The following is a 16,431-nucleotide window of genomic DNA, read 5'->3' on the forward strand; positions in this document are numbered from 1 at the left end:
CTCCGGTCGGTCCGGGGGCCCGGAAACGCTGAAGACGCTGTCCAGGTTGAAGTCGGCGTACGACCCGGCGAACCTCTTCCGAAGGAACTACAACGTCAGCGGCTGAGACGTCAGTTGGTTCAAGGCATTGAGTTGGTTCAAGACGTCAGTTGGGTCAAGGAGCGCGGCGTCAGTTCTTGTCGAGGAGCTTCCATGCCGTGGGCAGCAGGCCCATCGCCAGTGCCGCCTTCAGGGCGTCGCCGATCAGGAACGGGGTGAAACCCGCCGCGAGGGTCTGGCTCAACGACATGCCGGTGGCGGCGGCCAGGTACGGGAGGCCGATCGCGTAGATGATCGCCTCGCCCAGCAGCATCGTGCCCGCCATGCGCAGCACCGAGCGGTCGGCGCCGCGGCGGGCGAGCGCGCCCACGGCAGCGGAGGCCAGCATCATGCCGAAGATGTAGCCGAGGGAGGGGGCGGCGGTGCCGGAGCCGCCGTCGGCGAACCACGGCAGGCCGGCCATGCCGACGAGGGCGTACAGCGCGAGCGAGAGGAAGCCACGGCCCGCGCCGAGGGCCGTGCCCACGAGGAGGGCGGCGAAGGTCTGGCCGGTCACCGGGACCGGGGAGCCCGGTACGGGGAGGGAGATCTGGGCGGCGAGGCCGGTGAGGGCGGCACCGCCGAGTACGAGGGCGGCGTCCCTGACGCGGGAGGCGGGGAGCAGGTCGGCGAGGACCTCGCCGGGGCGGATGCCTGGGCGGGGGGTGGCGGCTGCGGTGCTCATGGGGACTCCGGCGGGTGACGAGGGGGGCGGGACACCGTGACGCTATCCCAGGGGGCCTGAGGGGATCACCGTGCGTAGTCGACAAAGCGGTGATCCGGGGCTTGGTGGACTCCTCACAAAGAGTGCCGCGTATACCCGTGGCGGCGTGATGCTGGTCACTGAGGTGGGGTTGCTTCGGCGGCGGGGGTGACGCGGACGCCCGCTGTAGGGACCCACCAATTCCGCCCCTGCACCCCGCCGGGGGCTGCCACCCTCAGACCCCCGCCAGAAGAGCCCCTTCAGGGGCGCGGGGAACTGCGCACCCAGCCCCCCACCGGCCCGCAGCCGAGCGATTCATCGCGGTCGCGCGGCTGCGGCTGCGGCTGCGGCGCTGTTCCCGGCGCTGACGTGGGTGGCGCTGGCCGGCATGGTCGCGATCTTCATCCTGATGGCCCGGCTGCCGGACACACGGGTGCAGCTGTACTCGACGGGCGGGATGACCCTGCTCCTCGCCGCAGTCGGATACGCCTGGCAGAAGGCACGCGCAACCCGCTGACCTCGCTCGGCGTCAATGAGCCGGAGGCCTGCTCGTGATCGTCTTCTCACCCTTCACGTGGCGGGCGGAGAGACGGGGAGCCCCCCGCGAGGACGTGACTCGCGGGGGTTCTCCCCTTACGCGCAGGGCACGTTGAGGGACAGCAGGGCGGCGGTTCCGTCCGTCATGCGCAGTTCGGTGATCGCCGCGTTGCGCAGCCGTGGGAAGACCCTGCGGTACTCGCCCAGCGGGATGGACAGCAGGGAGCAGAGCACCAGGCGGAGCAGGGTGTTGTGGGCGACGACCAGGACGCGTTGGCCGTGGTGTGCGGCGGCGATGCGGCGCAGGACCCCCGCGCCGCGGGCGGCGGCGGTGCGGGGGTCCTCCGCTTCCGGGAAGGGGTACGACACCGGGTCGGCCTGGTACGCCTTCGCCCGAGCCGGGTTCTCGGCCTCGAACTCGGCGAGGGTGCGGCCCTCCACCACCCCGAAGTCGCATTCGCGCAGGGCGGGTTCGCGGTGCGCGGTGAGACCGAGGGCGCGGCAGGCGGGTTCGGCCGTGGCGGCGGCGCGCGAGAGGGTCGACGTCCAGACGGCGTCCACGGTGTGCGCGCCGGCCCAGCGGCCGAGGGCCTCGGCCTGGGCGCGGCCCTCGTCCGTGAGGGGAACGTCGCTCCACCCGGCGTAGCGGTTCTCGGCATGCCAGACGGTCTGGCCGTGCCGGGCCAGCAGCAGGGTCGTGCTCACCGGAGGCAGGGGGCTCAAGGCGTCGGCGGTGCTCGTCGTACTCATGACCCGCCAGTATCCCGGGCGAGGCTTGCTCGCGCTTGCGGGTCGGCTAAGCGTGCCGTGCGGGCCCCGGCGTCCGGGTCGAAAAAAGGACCGGGAAAAGACGGGGAAAGGACGAAGATAAGGAAACGGGGGAAGGAAACGGGGAAGGGAAAAACGTTCGCCGGGTGAGGCGAGCGGGTGGGCGGTGATCACCTCGGCCTGGTGGGCAAGAGGTCGGCCCGGGGACGAGGTCACGGCCCGGGAGCGACGTGCCGGCCCGGGAGCGAAGGGTCGAGCGAAGGCCCCGTGAGGACCAGCCGACGCGGTGGGCGGCGTGGTGGGCGGTCCGGCCGGTGGCCCGAGGGCCACGGTGTGTGGCCCGGAGAATGTGACACTTGCGCGGCGAGTGTCACATTCCCGCACCCAGCCCCCACCCGCCCGCAGCGGATGCGTCAACGGCGGCAGACCAGCGTCTCTGGAACTCTTAAGGATCCTGGGTTGTCGCGTGGCCCCGAGGGGTGGAAGCGGTAACGAGCGCGGACGAGTCCGGGCCGATCCTTGGGTAGAGCCCGTGTGCGGCGTCACTGGCGGTGACGCGGTGCCGGCGTCTGGACTGTGCCCGGCTCTTTCGGGTCGGGCACACCCTGGGATCGCTGCCCCGCCGGACGCTGAACCGATCACCGCGGGTGAAGCACGATGCCAGTGGCGGGGACCGCGCGCATTTCAAGCACGCGGCGTGTATGTCAGGTAGAACGAGAGACAGTCCATATGGTTACGCCCGAGCCGAAATCAGCTTTCCGCGGCTTCACCAAGCCAATCGCCGCACCGTTGGAGACCCTCACGGGGCCTTACGATATCCGGGCTTCCGGGGCATCGTTGCGGGATGCCGAGGGAAATGACGTACCCCTGCCACACGTGCGGGTCCTACCAGCCGCACCGCCAGCCCCGGGACGACCGGGAGCGGGAGATCATCCGCAAGCTGGCGAACATCCAGAAGCCCCACGCGAATGTGGATGACTACTGGATCTGCGGCCGCACCGACTACGACTGCCGCAACATCCGTACGGCGTGGCGGGTCAAGCCGTTCGACCCGCCACAGAAGATGCCCGAGCCGGAGGACTGAGCCGAGGGACCGAGGCTTACAGGTTGCTGAAGTCCGGGCCCGCCGTCCGCGTCCGCTTGATCTCGTAGAAGCCGGGCGTCGAGGCGACGAGCAGCGTGCCGTCCCAGAGCCTGGCCGCGGCCTCGCCCTTGGGTGCCGGGGTGACGACCGGACCGAAGAAGGCAACCTGCTCACCGTCGGCGCCCGGGACCGCGATCACCGGGGTGCCGACCTCCTGGCCGACCTTGTCGATGCCCTCCTTGTGAGAGGCGCGCAGCTCGGCGTCGAACTCGAAGTCCTCCTGATCGGCGTAGTCGAGCAGGGAGGCCGGGAGGCCGACGTCTTCGAGCGCGCCGGCTATCGCCTCGATGGTCGGGCCCTCACCCTGGTTGTGGATGCGGGTGCCGAGCGCGGTGTAGAGCGGGCCCAGGACGTCCTCGCCGTGCTTCTGCCAGGCGGCGGTGACCACGCGGATCGGCTTCCAGGCCTTGGTGGCGAGCATGTCCCGGTACTCCTCGGGCAGCTGGTCCAGCTTGTCCTCGTTCAGCACCGCGAGGCTCATGATGTGCCAGCGGACCTCGATGTCCCGGACCTTCTCCACTTCCAGAACCCAGCGCGAGGTCATCCAGGCCCAGGGGCACAGCGGGTCGAACCAGAAGTCGACGGGGGTCTTGGCAGAGCTGGTCTCGGGCATGGTTCTCCTCGGAAGGTCTTCTTTTCCGGGAGGAACACCGCCGGTGACCCGCCTCATTCCCGGGTGCCCCGCGTCAGGGGCACATGGCAGGATCGGTCCTGTTCACACGTATCTATGACGTCCATGAGGTCGTAGATGTCAAAGATGTCGTAGACGTCATATGACGCCCAGTTTGTTTCCATGACACCACGAGGGAGTGCCGCCCGTGCCCGGTGAGAATCTGTCCCGCGACGAGGCCCAGGAACGGGCAGCCCTGCTGTCCGTGGACGAGTACGAGGTGTCCCTCGACCTGCGCTCCGCGGTGGGTGACACCGAGGCCGAGCCGCGCACGTTCCGCTCGGTGACCACGATCCGCTTCCGCTGCGCCGAACCCGGCGCCGCGAGTTTCGCCGATCTGATCGCACCGAGCGTGACCGCCGTCTCGCTCAACGGCAAGGATCTCGACCCCGGCGAGGTCTTCGACGGCTCCCGCGTCCGGCTCGAAGACCTCCGGGCCGACAACGAGCTGGTGGTCGACGCCCGGTGCGCCTACTCCCGCACCGGCGAGGGCATGCACCGCTTCGTCGACCCCGAGGACGGCGAGGTCTACCTCTACACCCAGTACGAGCCCGCCGACGCCCGGCGCGTCTTCGCGAACTTCGAGCAGCCGGACCTCAAGGCCCCCTACCGCTTCGAGGTCCGGGCCCCGGAGGGGTGGACCGTCTGGAGCAACGGCGTCGGTGAACTCGTCGACGGCGTATGGAAGTTCGCCGAGACGAAGCCGATCTCGACGTACATCACCGCGTTCGTGGCGGGCCCGTACCACTACGTCACGGACAGCTACGCGCGCACCTTCGACGACGGTACGACGCTGGAGATCCCGCTCGGCGCGATGTGCCGCAAGGGCCTGGCCCCCTACTTCGACTCCGACGACATCTTCCTCGTCACCAAGCAGGGCCTGGACTTCTTCCACGACCACTTCGACTTCCCGTACCCCTTCGGGAAGTACGACCAGGCGTTCGTGCCCGAGTACAACCTCGGCGCGATGGAGAACCCGGGGCTCGTCACCTTCCGCGAGGAGTACATCTTCCGCGGGAAGGTGACGCAGGCGTCGTACGAGGGCCGGGCGAACGTCATCCTGCACGAGATGGCGCACATGTGGTTCGGCGACCTCGTCACCATGGAGTGGTGGGACGACCTGTGGCTCAAGGAGTCCTTCGCCGACTTCATGGGCGCGTTCGCGCTGGTCGGTGCGACCCGCTTCAAGGACGGCTGGATCACCTTCGCCAACCGCCGCAAGGCGTGGGCGTACCGCGCCGACCAGCTGCCGTCCACCCATCCCATCACGGCCGACATCCGCGACCTGCAGGACGCCAAGCTCAACTTCGACGGGATCACGTACGCCAAGGGGGCGAGCGTGCTCAAACAGCTCGTCGCGTACGTCGGCCAGGACGCGTTCCTGGAGGGCGCGCGCCGCTACTTCAAGCGGAACGCGTACGGCAACACGCGCCTCGGCGATCTGCTGTCGGCGCTGGAGGAGACCAGCGGGCGCGACCTGGCGACCTGGTCGCGGGCGTGGCTGCAGACGGCCGGGGTCAACTCCCTCACTCCGCAGGTGATCCTGAGCGCCGAGGGCCGCGTCATGGAGCTGGCCGTGCTGCAGGAGGCGCCGGAGTCGCACCCCGAACTGCGCCCGCACCGCATCGCCGTGGGCCTCTACCGACGCGAGAGCCTGCGGCAAGGAGGGGATGGCTCGCTGGTGCGGTACGCGCGCGCCGAGGTGGACGTCGACGGCCCCCGTACGGTGGTCGAGGAGCTGGTCGGCGCGGACGCCCCCGAGCTGGTCCTCGTCAACGACGACGACCTCACGTACTGCAAGATCCGCTTCGACGAGAACTCGCTGGCCACGCTGCGCGACCGGCTCGGCGACATCACCGACCCCCTCGCCCGCGCCCTGTGCTGGTCGGCGCTGTGGAACCTCACCCGGGACGCGCTGATGCCGGCCCGGGACTTCGTGGGCCTGGTGCTGCGCTTCGCGGGCCGCGAGTCCGACATCGGCGTGCTGCAGATGCTGCACGCCTGGGCGAACTCGGCGCTCGTCCACTACGCGGCCCCCGAATGGCGGGCCGAGGGCGGCCTGCTGCTCGCCCAGGGCGCCCTGAAGGAACTGCGGCTCGCCGAGCCCGGCAGCCAGCACCAGCTGACCTGGGCCCGCTTCTTCGCGGCGGTCGCCTCCGAGAAGGCCGATCTGCAGCTGCTGCGGCATCTCCTGGAGGGCAGCGCCAAGATCGACGGCCTGGATGTCGACCAGGAGCTGCGCTGGGCGTTCCTGGAGCCACTGGCCGCGCACGGCGTCGCCGACGAGTCCGTCCTCGCGGCCGAGCTGGCCCGCGACGACACGGCCTCCGGCAAGCGCCACCAGGTCCGCTGCCTCGCCGCCCGCCCGTCGGCGGCGGTCAAGGCCCAGGCCTGGGCGCAGGTCGTCGAGTCGGACGCGCTGTCCAACGCGCTCGTCGAAGCGACGATCGCCGGCTTCACACAGTCGTCCCAGCGGGAGCTGCTGGCTCCCTACGCCGCCAAGTACTTCGTCGCCATCGAGCGCGTCTGGGCCGAGCGGTCCATCCAGATCGCCATGGACGTGGTGAAGGGCCTGTTCCCGTCGCTCCAGGATTCCCAGGAGACCCTGGACGCGACGGACGCGTGGCTCGACTCCCACGAGGACGCGGCACCGGCCCTGCGCCGACTGGTTCTTGAGGCACGGGACGATCTGGCGCGGGCGCTGCGGGGGCAGGCCTGTGACGCGGCGGTGAGCTCGTAGCACCAGGGACGGTGGGGGGCGGCCGGTCCGGGCAGCCGCACGGGCCCGGCCCGGCCGCCGAGCCCCGCGCCTGCCCCTGCCGTTACCGAACCCGCGCACAAGGCCCCGTAACCACAGCTGGAGCAGCGCCTTTCGGCAGTCGAACGCCCGTACTTTAGGACGAGCTTGTCCGGATTTGTCGACGAGTGTGTAACAGCGGTTAGGGGACGGATCGGGCGCGGAAAACCCCCGGTCATGAACCACAACACCCCACTCTCCCCCCGCCCCCTCCGCCACCTGTCCGACGTACAGCGGCGGGTCCTGACCACCGGTCAGCTGCGCGCACACGGCGTCACGGCCGCCGCGACGAACGAACAGTGCCGGCCCGGTGGCCCCTGGCAGCAGATCCTCCCGGGCGTCTTCCTCCTCCACCCGGGAGCGCCCACCTCCGAGGAACGCCTGAGCGCGGTCCTGCTGTTCGCCGGGCGCACCCCCGCACAGGAGCCGACGACCGGCATCCCGGTCCAGCCGGGCGCCGAGGAGCCGCACGCCCCGCGGCTGTACGCGGACGCGATGATCACGGGCCTGGCCGCCCTGACCCTGCACGGCTTCACGTCGGCGTCCCCGCTGCCCTCCCTCGACAAGATCGATGTCCTGGTCCCCCGGCTGCGCCGCCTCCGCTCGCACGGCTGCGCCCACATCGTCCGTACGCCGTCCCTGCCCACCCCCTCGTACGTCACCGGTGTCCCGGTCGCCCCGGTGCCGCGCGCCCTCGCCGACGCGGTGGCGGAGCTGTCGGACGCGGGAGCAGTACGACGGCTGCTGACGGAGGCGGTACGCGCCGGGCACTGCGAACCGGCGGCGGTGGTGAGGGAGTTGACGCAGGCCCGGCTGCTGAGCCGCCCGCACGTGGTGGAAGCGGTGGAATCGCTGCTGGCGGAGGGCCGGGCGATCGCGGAGGACCGCCTGTACCGGATGGTGCGGGAGTACGGCCTTCCCGACCCGGTCTGGAACGTGGATCTGCGACTGCCGGGCGGCCCCTACCTGGGCGGCCTGGACGCGTACTGGCCCGAGCAGGCGGTGGCCGTCGAGCTGGACACCCGCGCCCCGCGCCAAGGCCATGAGCAGGACGAGGACGCGCTCTGGTCGGAGTACGCCCGTAAGCGCGAACACCTGGAACGGCTGGGCATCACGGTCGTCTACATCACGCCCAGGAAGCTGCGCTGCGCGATGGAACAGCAGGCGACGGTCGTCCGCACCGCGCTGATGGCGGCGAACGACCGGGATCCGGCGGCGTATGTCATGGTCCTGCCCCGGTAATGACGGACGGGGTGGTATCAGGAGGGGAGAGGAGGGGTCGTCGGCAACCCGGCGGCCCCTCCTCGTACGGCACCCGTCGGGCTCCCGTGGGGTTCCCCCCGCTTTCTTGTACGTCACGTTCTCGTCGAGTCGCCCTTCCCGCCGCCATGATGGGCCGGTGGACTTCGAACCGTACCGGGGTGAACTGGTGGCCTACTGCTACCGGATGCTGGGCTCGTTCCACGAGGCCGAGGACCTGGTCCAGGAGACGATGCTGCGCGCGTGGAAGGCCCGCGACCGGTACGACCGCACACGCGCGTCCGTACGGACCTGGCTGTACCGGATCGCGACCAACGCGTGTCTGACCGCGCTGGAGGGGCGGGCGCGGCGGCCCTTGCCGTCCGGTCTGGGCGCGCCGAGCGACGATCCCGGGGCGCCGCTCACACCGGCGTTCGACATCCCCTGGCTGCAGCCGTTCCCCGATGCGCGGTACGACACGCGGTACGACACGGAGGTGCGGGCCGACCTGCGGCTCGCGCTGGTGGCGGCGATGCAGGTCCTGCCGCCACGGCAACGGGCCGTGCTCGTGCTCCGCGAGGTACTGGAGTTCAGCGCCGCCGAGGTCGCCACACAACTGGAGACCACGGTCCCGGCCGTCAACAGCGCTCTGCAGCGGGCCCGCGCCGCCCTCGCGGACGTGGGCGACCCGGGGGAGGTCCCCGAGCCGGACGATCCCGAGGTGCGCGCCGTGATCCAGCGGTACATGCGGGCCTTCGAGGCGGCCGATGTCCCCGCGCTCGTACGACTCCTCACCGACGGGGCGGTCCTGGAGATGCCGCCGGTGCCACTGTGGTACCGGGGCAGCGGCGACTACGGCCTGTTCATGCGCCGGGTCTTCGAGATGCGCGGGACGGGGTGGGCCGTCAGGCTCCTCACCGCCAATGGACAGCCCGCGCTCGCCGCGTACGCGCCGGAGCCCGGCGGCGGGCAGCGGCTGCACACGCTCCAGGTCCTCACGGTCACCGGCGGCCGGATCGCGCACAACGTCGTGTTCGCCGACCCGAGCGTGTTCGAGGCCTTCGGACTGCCCCGGCAGATTTCTTCCGACGAGTGCCGCCGGGAGCGATGAGTCGGGCCGGTGCCGCCGGTATGTACGGGTGAGCTTCGAGCGAAGGAGTACCCGACATGAGCGTCATCGTCATTCAGTTCGTCACCCTTGACGGGATCGTGTCCGACCCGGACGGGTCCGGGGCCACCCCGACCGGCGGCTGGGCGTTGCGGCACGGCCGCGAGGAGATCGCCGGGGACAAGTTCCGGCTCGGCAGCGCCCTGGACGACGGGGTCCTGCTGCTGGGGCGTACGACCTGGCAGTCGTTCTCCCGGCTCTGGCCGGGACGCGACGACCCGTTCTCCGCGCGGATGAACGCCGCGCGGAAGCTGGTCGCCTCCCGCACCCTGACCGATGTGTCGGCGTGGGCGAACTCGGGGGTCATCGACGGTGACCTCGTCGACACGGTCAAGCACCAGCGGCGGGATGTGATCATCAGCGGCAGCCTGAGCGTCGTACGTGCGCTGATGGCCGAGGACTTGGTCGACGAGTACCGGCTCCTGACCTTCCCCACGGTCCTCGGCACCGGCGAGCGGCTCTTCCCCGCCGACGGCCCGCCCGCGTACCTGGAGTGCCGTTCGGCCGAGCGGACCGGCGCCACGGTCCTCGCGCGATACGGGAGGGCGGCACGATGACGGCTCGCCCCGTCAGGTCGCGGCGAGCCGACGTCGAGGACCATCGGCGTGCTCCGGCGGGTGGGCCCGGAAGTCGTCTCACCGACGGTGACCTGATCACGAGGGTGCGCGCTTAGGGATTCCGGCGCGCGGGACTCGGGGCGCGGACAGCCGGGCCCGGACCGTCTTGCCGACGTCCGCGCGGAGGAACCAGTCGAGTTCGTGGGCGAGTCCACGGACGACCAGGAGACCCCGCCCACCCTCCCCTTCGCCTCCGGCTTCCCGCACTTCAGGGAACGCGCGCACCGGATCCGACACCTCGACCACGAGCCCGCCGCCCTCCGACTCGGCCAGCCTCAGCCACAGTTCGTGTCCGATCACCCGCCCATGCCGGACGGCGTTGGCGACCAGCTCCGACACGACGAGTACGGCATCGTCGATGTCCCCGGCCCACGACCACATGGTCAGCCGCCGCCGAGCTTGCAGCCGGGCGAGCCGGACACTGCGCAGGGTCATGGGGTAGCCCATGGACCAGTCGTGGGTGAGGAGGGTGGGGGGTTGTTGGGGGTTGGGCATGGGGGGTCCCTTTCGTGGGGGCGTGTCCCAACCACCGTGACGGCAAGGTGCGTTCTACTTCAATCGAAAACCTGCTGATTAATCAGTCGGTTGATAAATGGACTATGCCCGGATTCGCGCAACCGGCTGCGCGGCACGCACACACGGTGTAACACTCTGCTCACAGTGCGAGGTTGTGCGCACAGTGAGACAAGGACGGTGCACATGGCGGCCAAGCGCGGGCGGACCGCTCAGCGGCTGGAACTCGGCCTTCAACTACGGCAGTTGCGCGAGAGCTGCGGTCTGGGCGAACGAGGCGGAGGCTTCACCCGCAAGCAGGCGGTGGTGGGGCTGCGGATTTCCGAGGCGTCGCTGCAGCGGATCGAGTCGGGTTCGCTGAACTTCCGCAACGTGGGAGATTTACGCAAGCTGCTGGACAAGTACGGGGTCAGTGACGAGGAGGTCGTCGAGTCGCTGATCAACCTCAACCGGGAGTCCAACCAGCAGGATTGGCTGACTCAGTACCGGGGGCTCATGCCGGCGGGGATGCCGGGGTTCGTGGGGCTGGAGCCGGAGGCTCGCGCCATGAAGGCGTACCACCCCACCGTGGTGTATGGACTACTCCAGACCGAGGCCTACGCACGCGCCACGCACGAGCTACACAAGCCGATCGAGGAGTACACCTCGGAGTTCATCCGAAGTAGCGTGGAGCTGCGGATGAAGCGCCAGGACGTCATCACTTGCGAGAACCCGGTCAAACTGCACGTCATCCTCGGCGAGGCCGCGCTTCGGTATCCGGTCGGAAGCGCCGAGGTAATGCGCGAACAGTACGTGAGGATCGAGGAGTTGTCGGGTTGGGACCACATCACCATCCAGGTTCTGCCGTTCCGCCGGAGCTACCGCTCGACGAACGACTTCGCGATCCTCGACTTCGGCAACGAACTGCCTCCGCGCGTCCAGGCGGACAGCCCCTGGGGTTCCGTCTCCACCTCGGACAAACCGCGTGAGGTCGACCGCTTCCACCGCCGGTTCGACGCCATGGCAGCATCAGCGCTCCCGCCCGAGGACACGCCCGACTTCCTGCACCGACTAGACCGAGAGCTGTAGTCCATGCCCACGCACCCCAGCGCCCACGAACTCACCCCCGAGCAGAACTGGTTCAAGTCCTCCTACAGCGACCCCGGCCAAAACTGCGTCGAAGCCGCCCGCATACCCCCCGCCATCGCCCTCCGCGACTCCAAGAACCCCGCCGGTCCCGCCCTCCTCCTGCCCCCCACGGCGTGGACGGCCTTCGTCACCCACATCCGCGACACAAGCTCAAGCAACTGACGAACGTCCGGACGAACGCCGAAATGTCACCGTCGATCAATGGTCAGGGAGGCGTCGAGCGCCTTGGTCAGGCGGGTGAGCAGAGGCAGGGTCGGTACGGAGTCGCCGCCCTCGATGTTGGAGATCTGCGGCTGGGTCATGCCGGCCCGCCGTGCCAGCTCGGTCTGCGAGAGACCGAGCTCGGTACGCCGGTCGTGGACGGCCTGCCCCAGCGCGAACGCGTACCCGGCCTCCACGTAGGCCGGGGACTCCTCGATGGAGTCACCCGACAGCTTCCTCGTACGTCGGGTCTTCCACTGCGAGTGGTTCACGGCCGCTCCTCCTCGATCCGCTCATAGCTGTGCTCCGCAGGACCGTGATCCGTCTCCGCACACCTTCTGCACCTGCTGGGCCCGCTCGACCTCGGCCGCTTCTCGCTGCCTGGTCTTGCGGAAGACCGTCAACAACACGATCCGGCGATTCGGAGCGAGCCAGTACTTGACTGCTCCCCCCTGAAGATGGCTGGGGCTCGTCAGGCAGGTTTCACCGCGTGGAGGGCCCGGGTCTCGATGTCGAGGAGCTGCGCCTGATCAGGCATCGACAGCTGCTTGCTGGTGAAGGTCAGTGTGACGACGATGTTGTCGCGGGCGGCCACGACAGTGATAGCAGAGCGATCGCTGGCTTCGGCGGTGAAGCCGCCACCGTTGGCCAGTTGCCATGGTCGCGTGACTCGGGAGTGTTTCCGCTGTTCGCCGGCCAGGTCCTTCCTGACGACCTGGCTCGCTTGCCGGGGACCGCTCGTGTCGGCGTCGGTCTGGTACCGGGTGTACTGCAAGTCGACGTCCCCGACGGAGAGGAACAGCTCTGCGTATGTCCAGTTACAGCGGCTTTCCTGCTGACTCATAGTCTCGACAGGCGGGTCTCGGGGCACGATGACCGCCAGGTTGACCAGGGTCGCCGTCCCGCCCCCCACTAAACTGTTCGCTGTCTTCTTATCCAGCGTGCGGCATGCTCGTGGCACGCTGGCGATGTCGTTTCCGCGGTTCCAGGGGTGGTCGATCCCGGTCAGCAGGGTGAGGGCGATCAACGTCACCGCTATGGCGTTGCGGAGCGGCAGCAGGGTCCGGCCGTAGTGCACCGGCGCGGGCGAGCCACGCCGCAGAGTCCACTGCCGCAGGGTCTCCACGTCATCGTCGAAGCCGACTGGGCGGAAGGGCCGCAGCCGTTTCGGCGCGGGCAGGACGACGCGCCGTGTGACCGCTGTGTCCGCGCGGTGCGCGGCGACCGTTGTCCCGAAGAGCGTCGTCCGGCATTCGATGGCCAGGATCGACGACCATGGGACAAGTGTGTTGTGCCATCCGTGTATCCGCAGCCCGTCGGCTTCCAGGACTGTTTCTCCGAGCAGGCAGGCGGCCATCCCCGCCAAGGCTGCCACCAGCAGGCAGCCCCCGGTGAACCCCAGTGACACCAGGTGGTACCGCCATGCCCCCCACAGCGCCGCCGCCCCCGCCGCGGCAGCCGGCACCATCGCGATGGCCTGTCGGCGGACAGCCGGGAGGCGGACCGGGTCGGGGGCGGACGAGGCGGTGACCCGTGGGCGCGGGCCGGGGCGGCGCAGTGCGATGACCATGCGGCCGCGGGCCCCGTAGACCCACCGGCACGGTGTCTGCTGTCCGGGCTGGGCGAGTTGCACGGCGTCGAAGAGGAACTGGTACAGCTCGTCAAGGGTGATCTCGCCATCCCCGTCGAGGTCGGCGGCACCACTGTCCAGACCCCGGATCAGCTCGCCGGTGAAGACCGACGGCCTCGGGTCCGCTTCGGCGACCTCTCCTGCCTCGAAGGCGTACTCGCGGGCTGTGGAGGCGGTGATCAGGGTCAGTCCGCGGCCGCCGAAAAACTCCTGCACATGCACCCGCTGCTCGCCCATGGGCACCATTCGGTGGGCGAAGGCGCCGCTGTAACAGCAGTCGAGGATCAGCACGATGCGCCTGGCGCGGCAGCTACCCAGCAGGTTCTTCAGAACAGTCGCGGACAGCGCGGTTCCGGCGAGGTCGTCGAGGTCGGTGTCCGATCCGGCGAGGAGGAGCTCGTCGCCTTCCCTGATGCCATGCCCGGTGTAGTAGAGCAACAGGACATCGTCCCGGTCCCTCCCCCCGAAGAATTCCTCGGCGCCGGAGCGCAGCTCCTGCGCGGTCGGGTTGTCGGCGCTGGTGATGACGAACTGGCCGATCTCCGGATCGGCCAGTACCCGCGACAGCTCGCCGACGTCGTGCGCCGGTGAACGCAGCCGGTCCAGCCGGGAGTCGGTGAAAGTGTGGCTGCCCAGGACAAGCGCGAAGCGGGACATGCCCGTTACTCAGTTGTCCGGCGCCGGATGAAGGACTCCGCCAGTTCGCGACTCAGCTCGGGCGACATGCCCTCGATCTCGACGCTGTCATCCCCGATCCGCACCACGACCTTGCGGTGCCGGTCCCGCTCGGCCCATACCCGTACCGCGTCCACGGCCGTCCGCAGCCCGCGTGGCGCCCCCAGTACGGTCACCGCCAGTGCGCCCAGTTCGAGGCCGAGTCCCTTCGACCCAACGGGCCCCGCACCCGTGTGTGCCTCGCGCACCGCGACTCCGGGGACCTCCGCCAGGACCCGCCGAAGCGACAGCGCGGCATCATCAACATCTTCCGGATCACCGGTATCCGCCAGCCCCACCTGCACCAGCAACACCCACCCGCCGTCCACCACGCGACTCCCCCATCCGCGCCAACGGACCCGCAACGAAGGCCCGAGCCAATCTTCCCGCTACTACACCCCGACCGCCGCCCCTTCTGTGATATCCGCTACAACGCAGGTCGCTTACCGCACCGCCGACGCCGTCGGCCAGGTCGACCTCTCGCACCCTGACGCCTCCCCGGACAAACTCGCGGATTCTGAGCTGCCGCTACCGGTTGCGACCGCCCATGCTGCGCCGGTGACCCTGATTGCTCATGTCCGTTCGGCACGACGATTGCGCACCTTGCGCGGATTCCGGCGCTTCTGCAGGAAGCAGTGCTCATCAAGTCGTGGACCCCACAGGGAGATCACCTTCCTCAGCCCTTCTTCAATACCAGCTCCGTGTTGCGGTCCTTCGACGCGCCGCTCAGGATGTCGGTCCGGCCCGGGGCGTTGAAGGCGAGCTCGCGGTAGAGGGCCGCGAGGCCGGTCTGGCTGAGGTCGGAGAAGTCGGTGCGGTGCGGGGCCGCGGACTCGATGAGGGTGGTGAAGACGGAGAGCGTGCCGTCCTTGTTGTCGACGACCTCGATGATGCGGGCGAGGTGCGGGAAGTCGACGTGGGAAGCGGTGTTGATCTCCCAGAAGGAGCCGTTGTCCGGCGCGGAGTGGGCGATGATCTCGTTCTTGTGGGTGTGGCCGTTCACCCAGGCCAGCACGTTGCGGTGCTTGGTGAGGGTGGAGACCACTTCCTCGCCGCCGTGGCGCTTCTCGCTCGGGTGCGCGGGGTCGGCGCGGCGGTTGCTCATCGACTTGCTGGTGTGGTGGCTGAAGACGATGGCGTACGAGTCCTTGTTGTCGCCGAGTGTCTTGTCCAGCCAGCGCAGTTGGGCCGTGCCGATGGAGCCCGCGTAGTGGCCGCCCGGGTCGGTGGTGTCGATGCTGATGCCGATGATGTCGTCGGAGATGCGGAAGGCGTAGTACTGGGTGCCCGCGGCCAGGTTCGCCTGCGAGTAACCGTGGCCGACCGGGCCGGGGCCGGTGTGCGCCGGGTCGAGGTGCGCCTTGAGGTACTCGGCGGGCGTGAAGGGGGCGCGCGACTCGTCCGGGGTGACCGAGCGAAGCTGCCGCGCATGTGTCTTGAGCAGGTCCCTGAGCTGGGTGCCCTTGGGGTCCTTGTCGTTCTTGATGGCGGCGCGCAGGGCGACGGACGCCGAGGCCGGCAGCGTCATCAGCTTCTTGCCGCCGACGGCGAACTCGGCGAGGAAGGAGTCGCCGTGCCGGTAGCAGCCCAGCGGCAGCGCGTCGTGGTTGCCGACGGTGGAGTACCAGGGCAGGCCGAGGCCGGGGCTGCGCAGCTCGCGGATGGCGGCCGCGAGGAAGCCGTGCAGATGCGGGAAGCCGAGCTGCTTGTCGGCGTCGCGCAGGTCCGCGTCCGGCTGCCAGTACAGCTTGAGGCCGCTGTTCTGGACGCCCTCGTAGTGGCGCGGGTCGCCGCTGTTGGGGCTGATCCGGCCGCCGCTCATGACCTTCAGGAACCAGTCCAGCTCCGTCTTGGAGTTGTTGTCCGTGTTGTCGCCGGTGGTCATGACGAAGTGCAGCGGGGAACCGGTGACGGGGGCTCCCCGCAGCGCGTTGACCCGCTCGACGAGCGAGACGGCGCCCGCGACGGTCAGCGCCTCGTGCGGACGCCAGGCGTTCACGGCGCCGCTGCGCAGGTACTCGAGCCGCAGCGGGTGCTGGGCGTCGATCAGGTGCAGGTCGGTGAACTGCACGAACGAGGCGAGCGCGGTGCGCCGGTCGGCCCGCCCCGACTTGGCCGCGGCCAGGTCGCCGCGTACGACCCGCTTCCAGGCGGGGCCGTCCCCGAGTCGCCGGTAGCCGCCCGAGCCGGAGCGCGGCGCGGCCACGCTCTCCAGGGTGGTACCGCGCACATACGGAGCGAGGGGGGCAGCCGGTGCCGGGGTGGACACGGCGATGGGCACCTCCCCCGCGTCCGTGCCCGCGCCCGTGGTGGCGGCATGCGCCTCGGAGCCGGGCCGCAGTGCATAACCGATGCCCGCGGAGATGGTCACCGCCCCGGTGGCGGCGAGAAGGGTACGGCGGTTCATGGCAGCGGCAGTGGCAGTGGCGACAGAGCGTATGCGCGACATGGCGCGGTCTCCCCGAGTGCGAACGCGTCGGCAGTGGTCACGGGGGGCTCGTTGCGGTAACTCCCCGCTCACACT

At 69.7% G+C, this 16,431-nt stretch carries 14 protein-coding genes and 3 pseudogenes; 8 read left to right on the forward strand and 9 right to left on the reverse strand.

What is annotated here, in order from left to right; genetic code table 11:
• Window positions 1-169: 169 nt before the first annotated feature.
• The gene (locus OG747_RS14625) at window positions 170-763 is read right to left on the reverse strand and encodes a biotin transporter BioY (protein ID WP_405879756.1); all 594 of its coding nucleotides are present in this window, start codon (window positions 761-763) and stop codon (window positions 170-172) included.
• 373 nt (window positions 764-1,136) lie between these two features.
• On the opposite strand from OG747_RS14625, the pseudogene OG747_RS14630 reads away from it, so the two are divergent.
• Window positions 1,137-1,298: pseudogene (locus OG747_RS14630) on the forward strand (amino acid transporter); the annotation flags it as partial.
• 116 nt (window positions 1,299-1,414) lie between these two features.
• Here the strand turns inward: OG747_RS14630 and OG747_RS14635 are convergent.
• A complete protein-coding gene (locus OG747_RS14635; RefSeq protein WP_405879757.1) occupies window positions 1,415-2,068 on the reverse strand; it encodes a histidine phosphatase family protein in 654 nt (217 codons plus the stop codon).
• 874 nt (window positions 2,069-2,942) lie between these two features.
• Between OG747_RS14635 and OG747_RS14640 the strand changes: the two genes are divergently transcribed.
• The gene (locus OG747_RS14640; RefSeq protein ID WP_405879758.1) at window positions 2,943-3,170 is read left to right on the forward strand and encodes a hypothetical protein; all 228 of its coding nucleotides are present in this window, start codon (window positions 2,943-2,945) and stop codon (window positions 3,168-3,170) included.
• Window positions 3,171-3,186: 16 nt separating this feature from the next.
• Here the strand turns inward: OG747_RS14640 and OG747_RS14645 are convergent, their stop codons facing one another.
• On the reverse strand, window positions 3,187-3,843 hold the full coding sequence (locus tag OG747_RS14645; protein ID WP_405879759.1) for a DsbA family protein: 657 nt from the start codon (window positions 3,841-3,843) through the stop codon (window positions 3,187-3,189).
• Window positions 3,844-4,048: 205 nt separating this feature from the next.
• Here OG747_RS14645 and pepN point away from each other — a divergent pair, with 205 nt between their 5' ends.
• The 4 genes from pepN to OG747_RS14665 all read left to right on the forward strand — a co-directional run bounded on the left by pepN (window position 4,049) and on the right by OG747_RS14665 (window position 9,661).
• A complete protein-coding gene (gene pepN, locus OG747_RS14650) occupies window positions 4,049-6,640 on the forward strand; it encodes an aminopeptidase N (protein WP_405879760.1) in 2,592 nt (863 codons plus the stop codon).
• A 234-nt stretch (window positions 6,641-6,874) separates the two neighbouring features.
• On the forward strand, window positions 6,875-7,939 hold the full coding sequence (locus OG747_RS14655; RefSeq protein WP_405879761.1) for a hypothetical protein: 1,065 nt from the start codon (window positions 6,875-6,877) through the stop codon (window positions 7,937-7,939).
• Window positions 7,940-8,045: 106 nt separating this feature from the next.
• Window positions 8,046-9,047, forward strand: coding sequence for a sigma-70 family RNA polymerase sigma factor (locus OG747_RS14660; RefSeq protein WP_405879762.1), 1,002 nt, complete (start codon window positions 8,046-8,048; stop codon window positions 9,045-9,047).
• Between the two features lie 56 nt (window positions 9,048-9,103).
• Window positions 9,104-9,661 (forward strand): dihydrofolate reductase family protein, encoded by a 558-nt coding sequence (locus OG747_RS14665; protein ID WP_405879763.1) that lies wholly within the window; start codon window positions 9,104-9,106, stop codon window positions 9,659-9,661.
• Between the two features lie 96 nt (window positions 9,662-9,757).
• On the opposite strand, the gene OG747_RS14670 is transcribed toward OG747_RS14665, so the two are convergent.
• Window positions 9,758-10,216: an ATP-binding protein gene (locus OG747_RS14670; protein WP_405879764.1), complete on the reverse strand. Its 459-nt coding sequence runs from the start codon at window positions 10,214-10,216 to the stop codon at window positions 9,758-9,760.
• Window positions 10,217-10,420: 204 nt separating this feature from the next.
• On the opposite strand from OG747_RS14670, the gene OG747_RS14675 reads away from it, so the two are divergent.
• The gene (locus tag OG747_RS14675; protein ID WP_405879765.1) at window positions 10,421-11,302 is read left to right on the forward strand and encodes a helix-turn-helix domain-containing protein; all 882 of its coding nucleotides are present in this window, start codon (window positions 10,421-10,423) and stop codon (window positions 11,300-11,302) included.
• A gap of 3 nt (window positions 11,303-11,305) precedes the next feature.
• Complete coding sequence (locus tag OG747_RS14680; protein WP_405879766.1) at window positions 11,306-11,524, forward strand: DUF397 domain-containing protein; 219 nt, start codon at window positions 11,306-11,308, stop codon at window positions 11,522-11,524.
• On the opposite strand, the pseudogene OG747_RS14685 reads toward OG747_RS14680, so the two are convergent.
• The 5 genes and pseudogenes from OG747_RS14685 to OG747_RS14705 form a co-directional block, all read right to left on the reverse strand.
• Window positions 11,490-11,835: pseudogene (locus tag OG747_RS14685) on the reverse strand (helix-turn-helix domain-containing protein). The gene OG747_RS14680 and the pseudogene OG747_RS14685 overlap by 35 nt on opposite strands.
• A pseudogene (locus OG747_RS14690) lies at window positions 11,832-12,021 on the reverse strand (type II toxin-antitoxin system RelE/ParE family toxin); the annotation flags it as partial. The pseudogenes OG747_RS14685 and OG747_RS14690, both read right to left, overlap by 4 nt.
• Window positions 12,022-12,035: 14 nt before the next feature.
• Window positions 12,036-13,850, reverse strand: a complete 1,815-nt coding sequence (locus OG747_RS14695; protein WP_405879767.1) for a caspase domain-containing protein — start codon at window positions 13,848-13,850, stop codon at window positions 12,036-12,038.
• 5 nt (window positions 13,851-13,855) lie between these two features.
• A complete protein-coding gene (locus tag OG747_RS14700; protein ID WP_405879768.1) occupies window positions 13,856-14,239 on the reverse strand; it encodes a hypothetical protein in 384 nt (127 codons plus the stop codon).
• A 344-nt stretch (window positions 14,240-14,583) separates the two neighbouring features.
• The gene (locus OG747_RS14705; RefSeq protein ID WP_405879769.1) at window positions 14,584-16,356 is read right to left on the reverse strand and encodes a TIGR03767 family metallophosphoesterase; all 1,773 of its coding nucleotides are present in this window, start codon (window positions 16,354-16,356) and stop codon (window positions 14,584-14,586) included.
• Window positions 16,357-16,431: the final 75 nt, after the last annotated feature.

Source organism: Streptomyces sp. NBC_01384 (assembly GCF_045040035.1).
Lineage (GTDB): Bacteria > Actinomycetota > Actinomycetes > Streptomycetales > Streptomycetaceae > Streptomyces.

Bases quoted from the DNA above. Each gene is read 5' to 3' on its own strand.
- OG747_RS14705 (WP_405879769.1), bottom strand. From the start codon at position 16,356: ATGTCGCGCATACGCTCTGTCGCCACTGCCACTGCCGCTGCCATGAAC.
- OG747_RS14695 (WP_405879767.1), bottom strand. From the start codon at position 13,850: ATGTCCCGCTTCGCGCTTGTCCTGGGCAGCCACACTTTCACCGACTCC.
- OG747_RS14635 (WP_405879757.1), bottom strand. From the start codon at position 2,068: ATGAGTACGACGAGCACCGCCGACGCCTTGAGCCCCCTGCCTCCGGTG.
- OG747_RS14625 (WP_405879756.1), bottom strand. From the start codon at position 763: ATGAGCACCGCAGCCGCCACCCCCCGCCCAGGCATCCGCCCCGGCGAG.
- OG747_RS14680 (WP_405879766.1), top strand. From the start codon at position 11,306: ATGCCCACGCACCCCAGCGCCCACGAACTCACCCCCGAGCAGAACTGG.
- OG747_RS14670 (WP_405879764.1), bottom strand. From the start codon at position 10,216: ATGCCCAACCCCCAACAACCCCCCACCCTCCTCACCCACGACTGGTCC.
- OG747_RS14640 (WP_405879758.1), top strand. From the start codon at position 2,943: ATGACGTACCCCTGCCACACGTGCGGGTCCTACCAGCCGCACCGCCAG.
- OG747_RS14665 (WP_405879763.1), top strand. From the start codon at position 9,104: ATGAGCGTCATCGTCATTCAGTTCGTCACCCTTGACGGGATCGTGTCC.
- OG747_RS14655 (WP_405879761.1), top strand. From the start codon at position 6,875: ATGAACCACAACACCCCACTCTCCCCCCGCCCCCTCCGCCACCTGTCC.
- OG747_RS14645 (WP_405879759.1), bottom strand. From the start codon at position 3,843: ATGCCCGAGACCAGCTCTGCCAAGACCCCCGTCGACTTCTGGTTCGAC.
- OG747_RS14675 (WP_405879765.1), top strand. From the start codon at position 10,421: ATGGCGGCCAAGCGCGGGCGGACCGCTCAGCGGCTGGAACTCGGCCTT.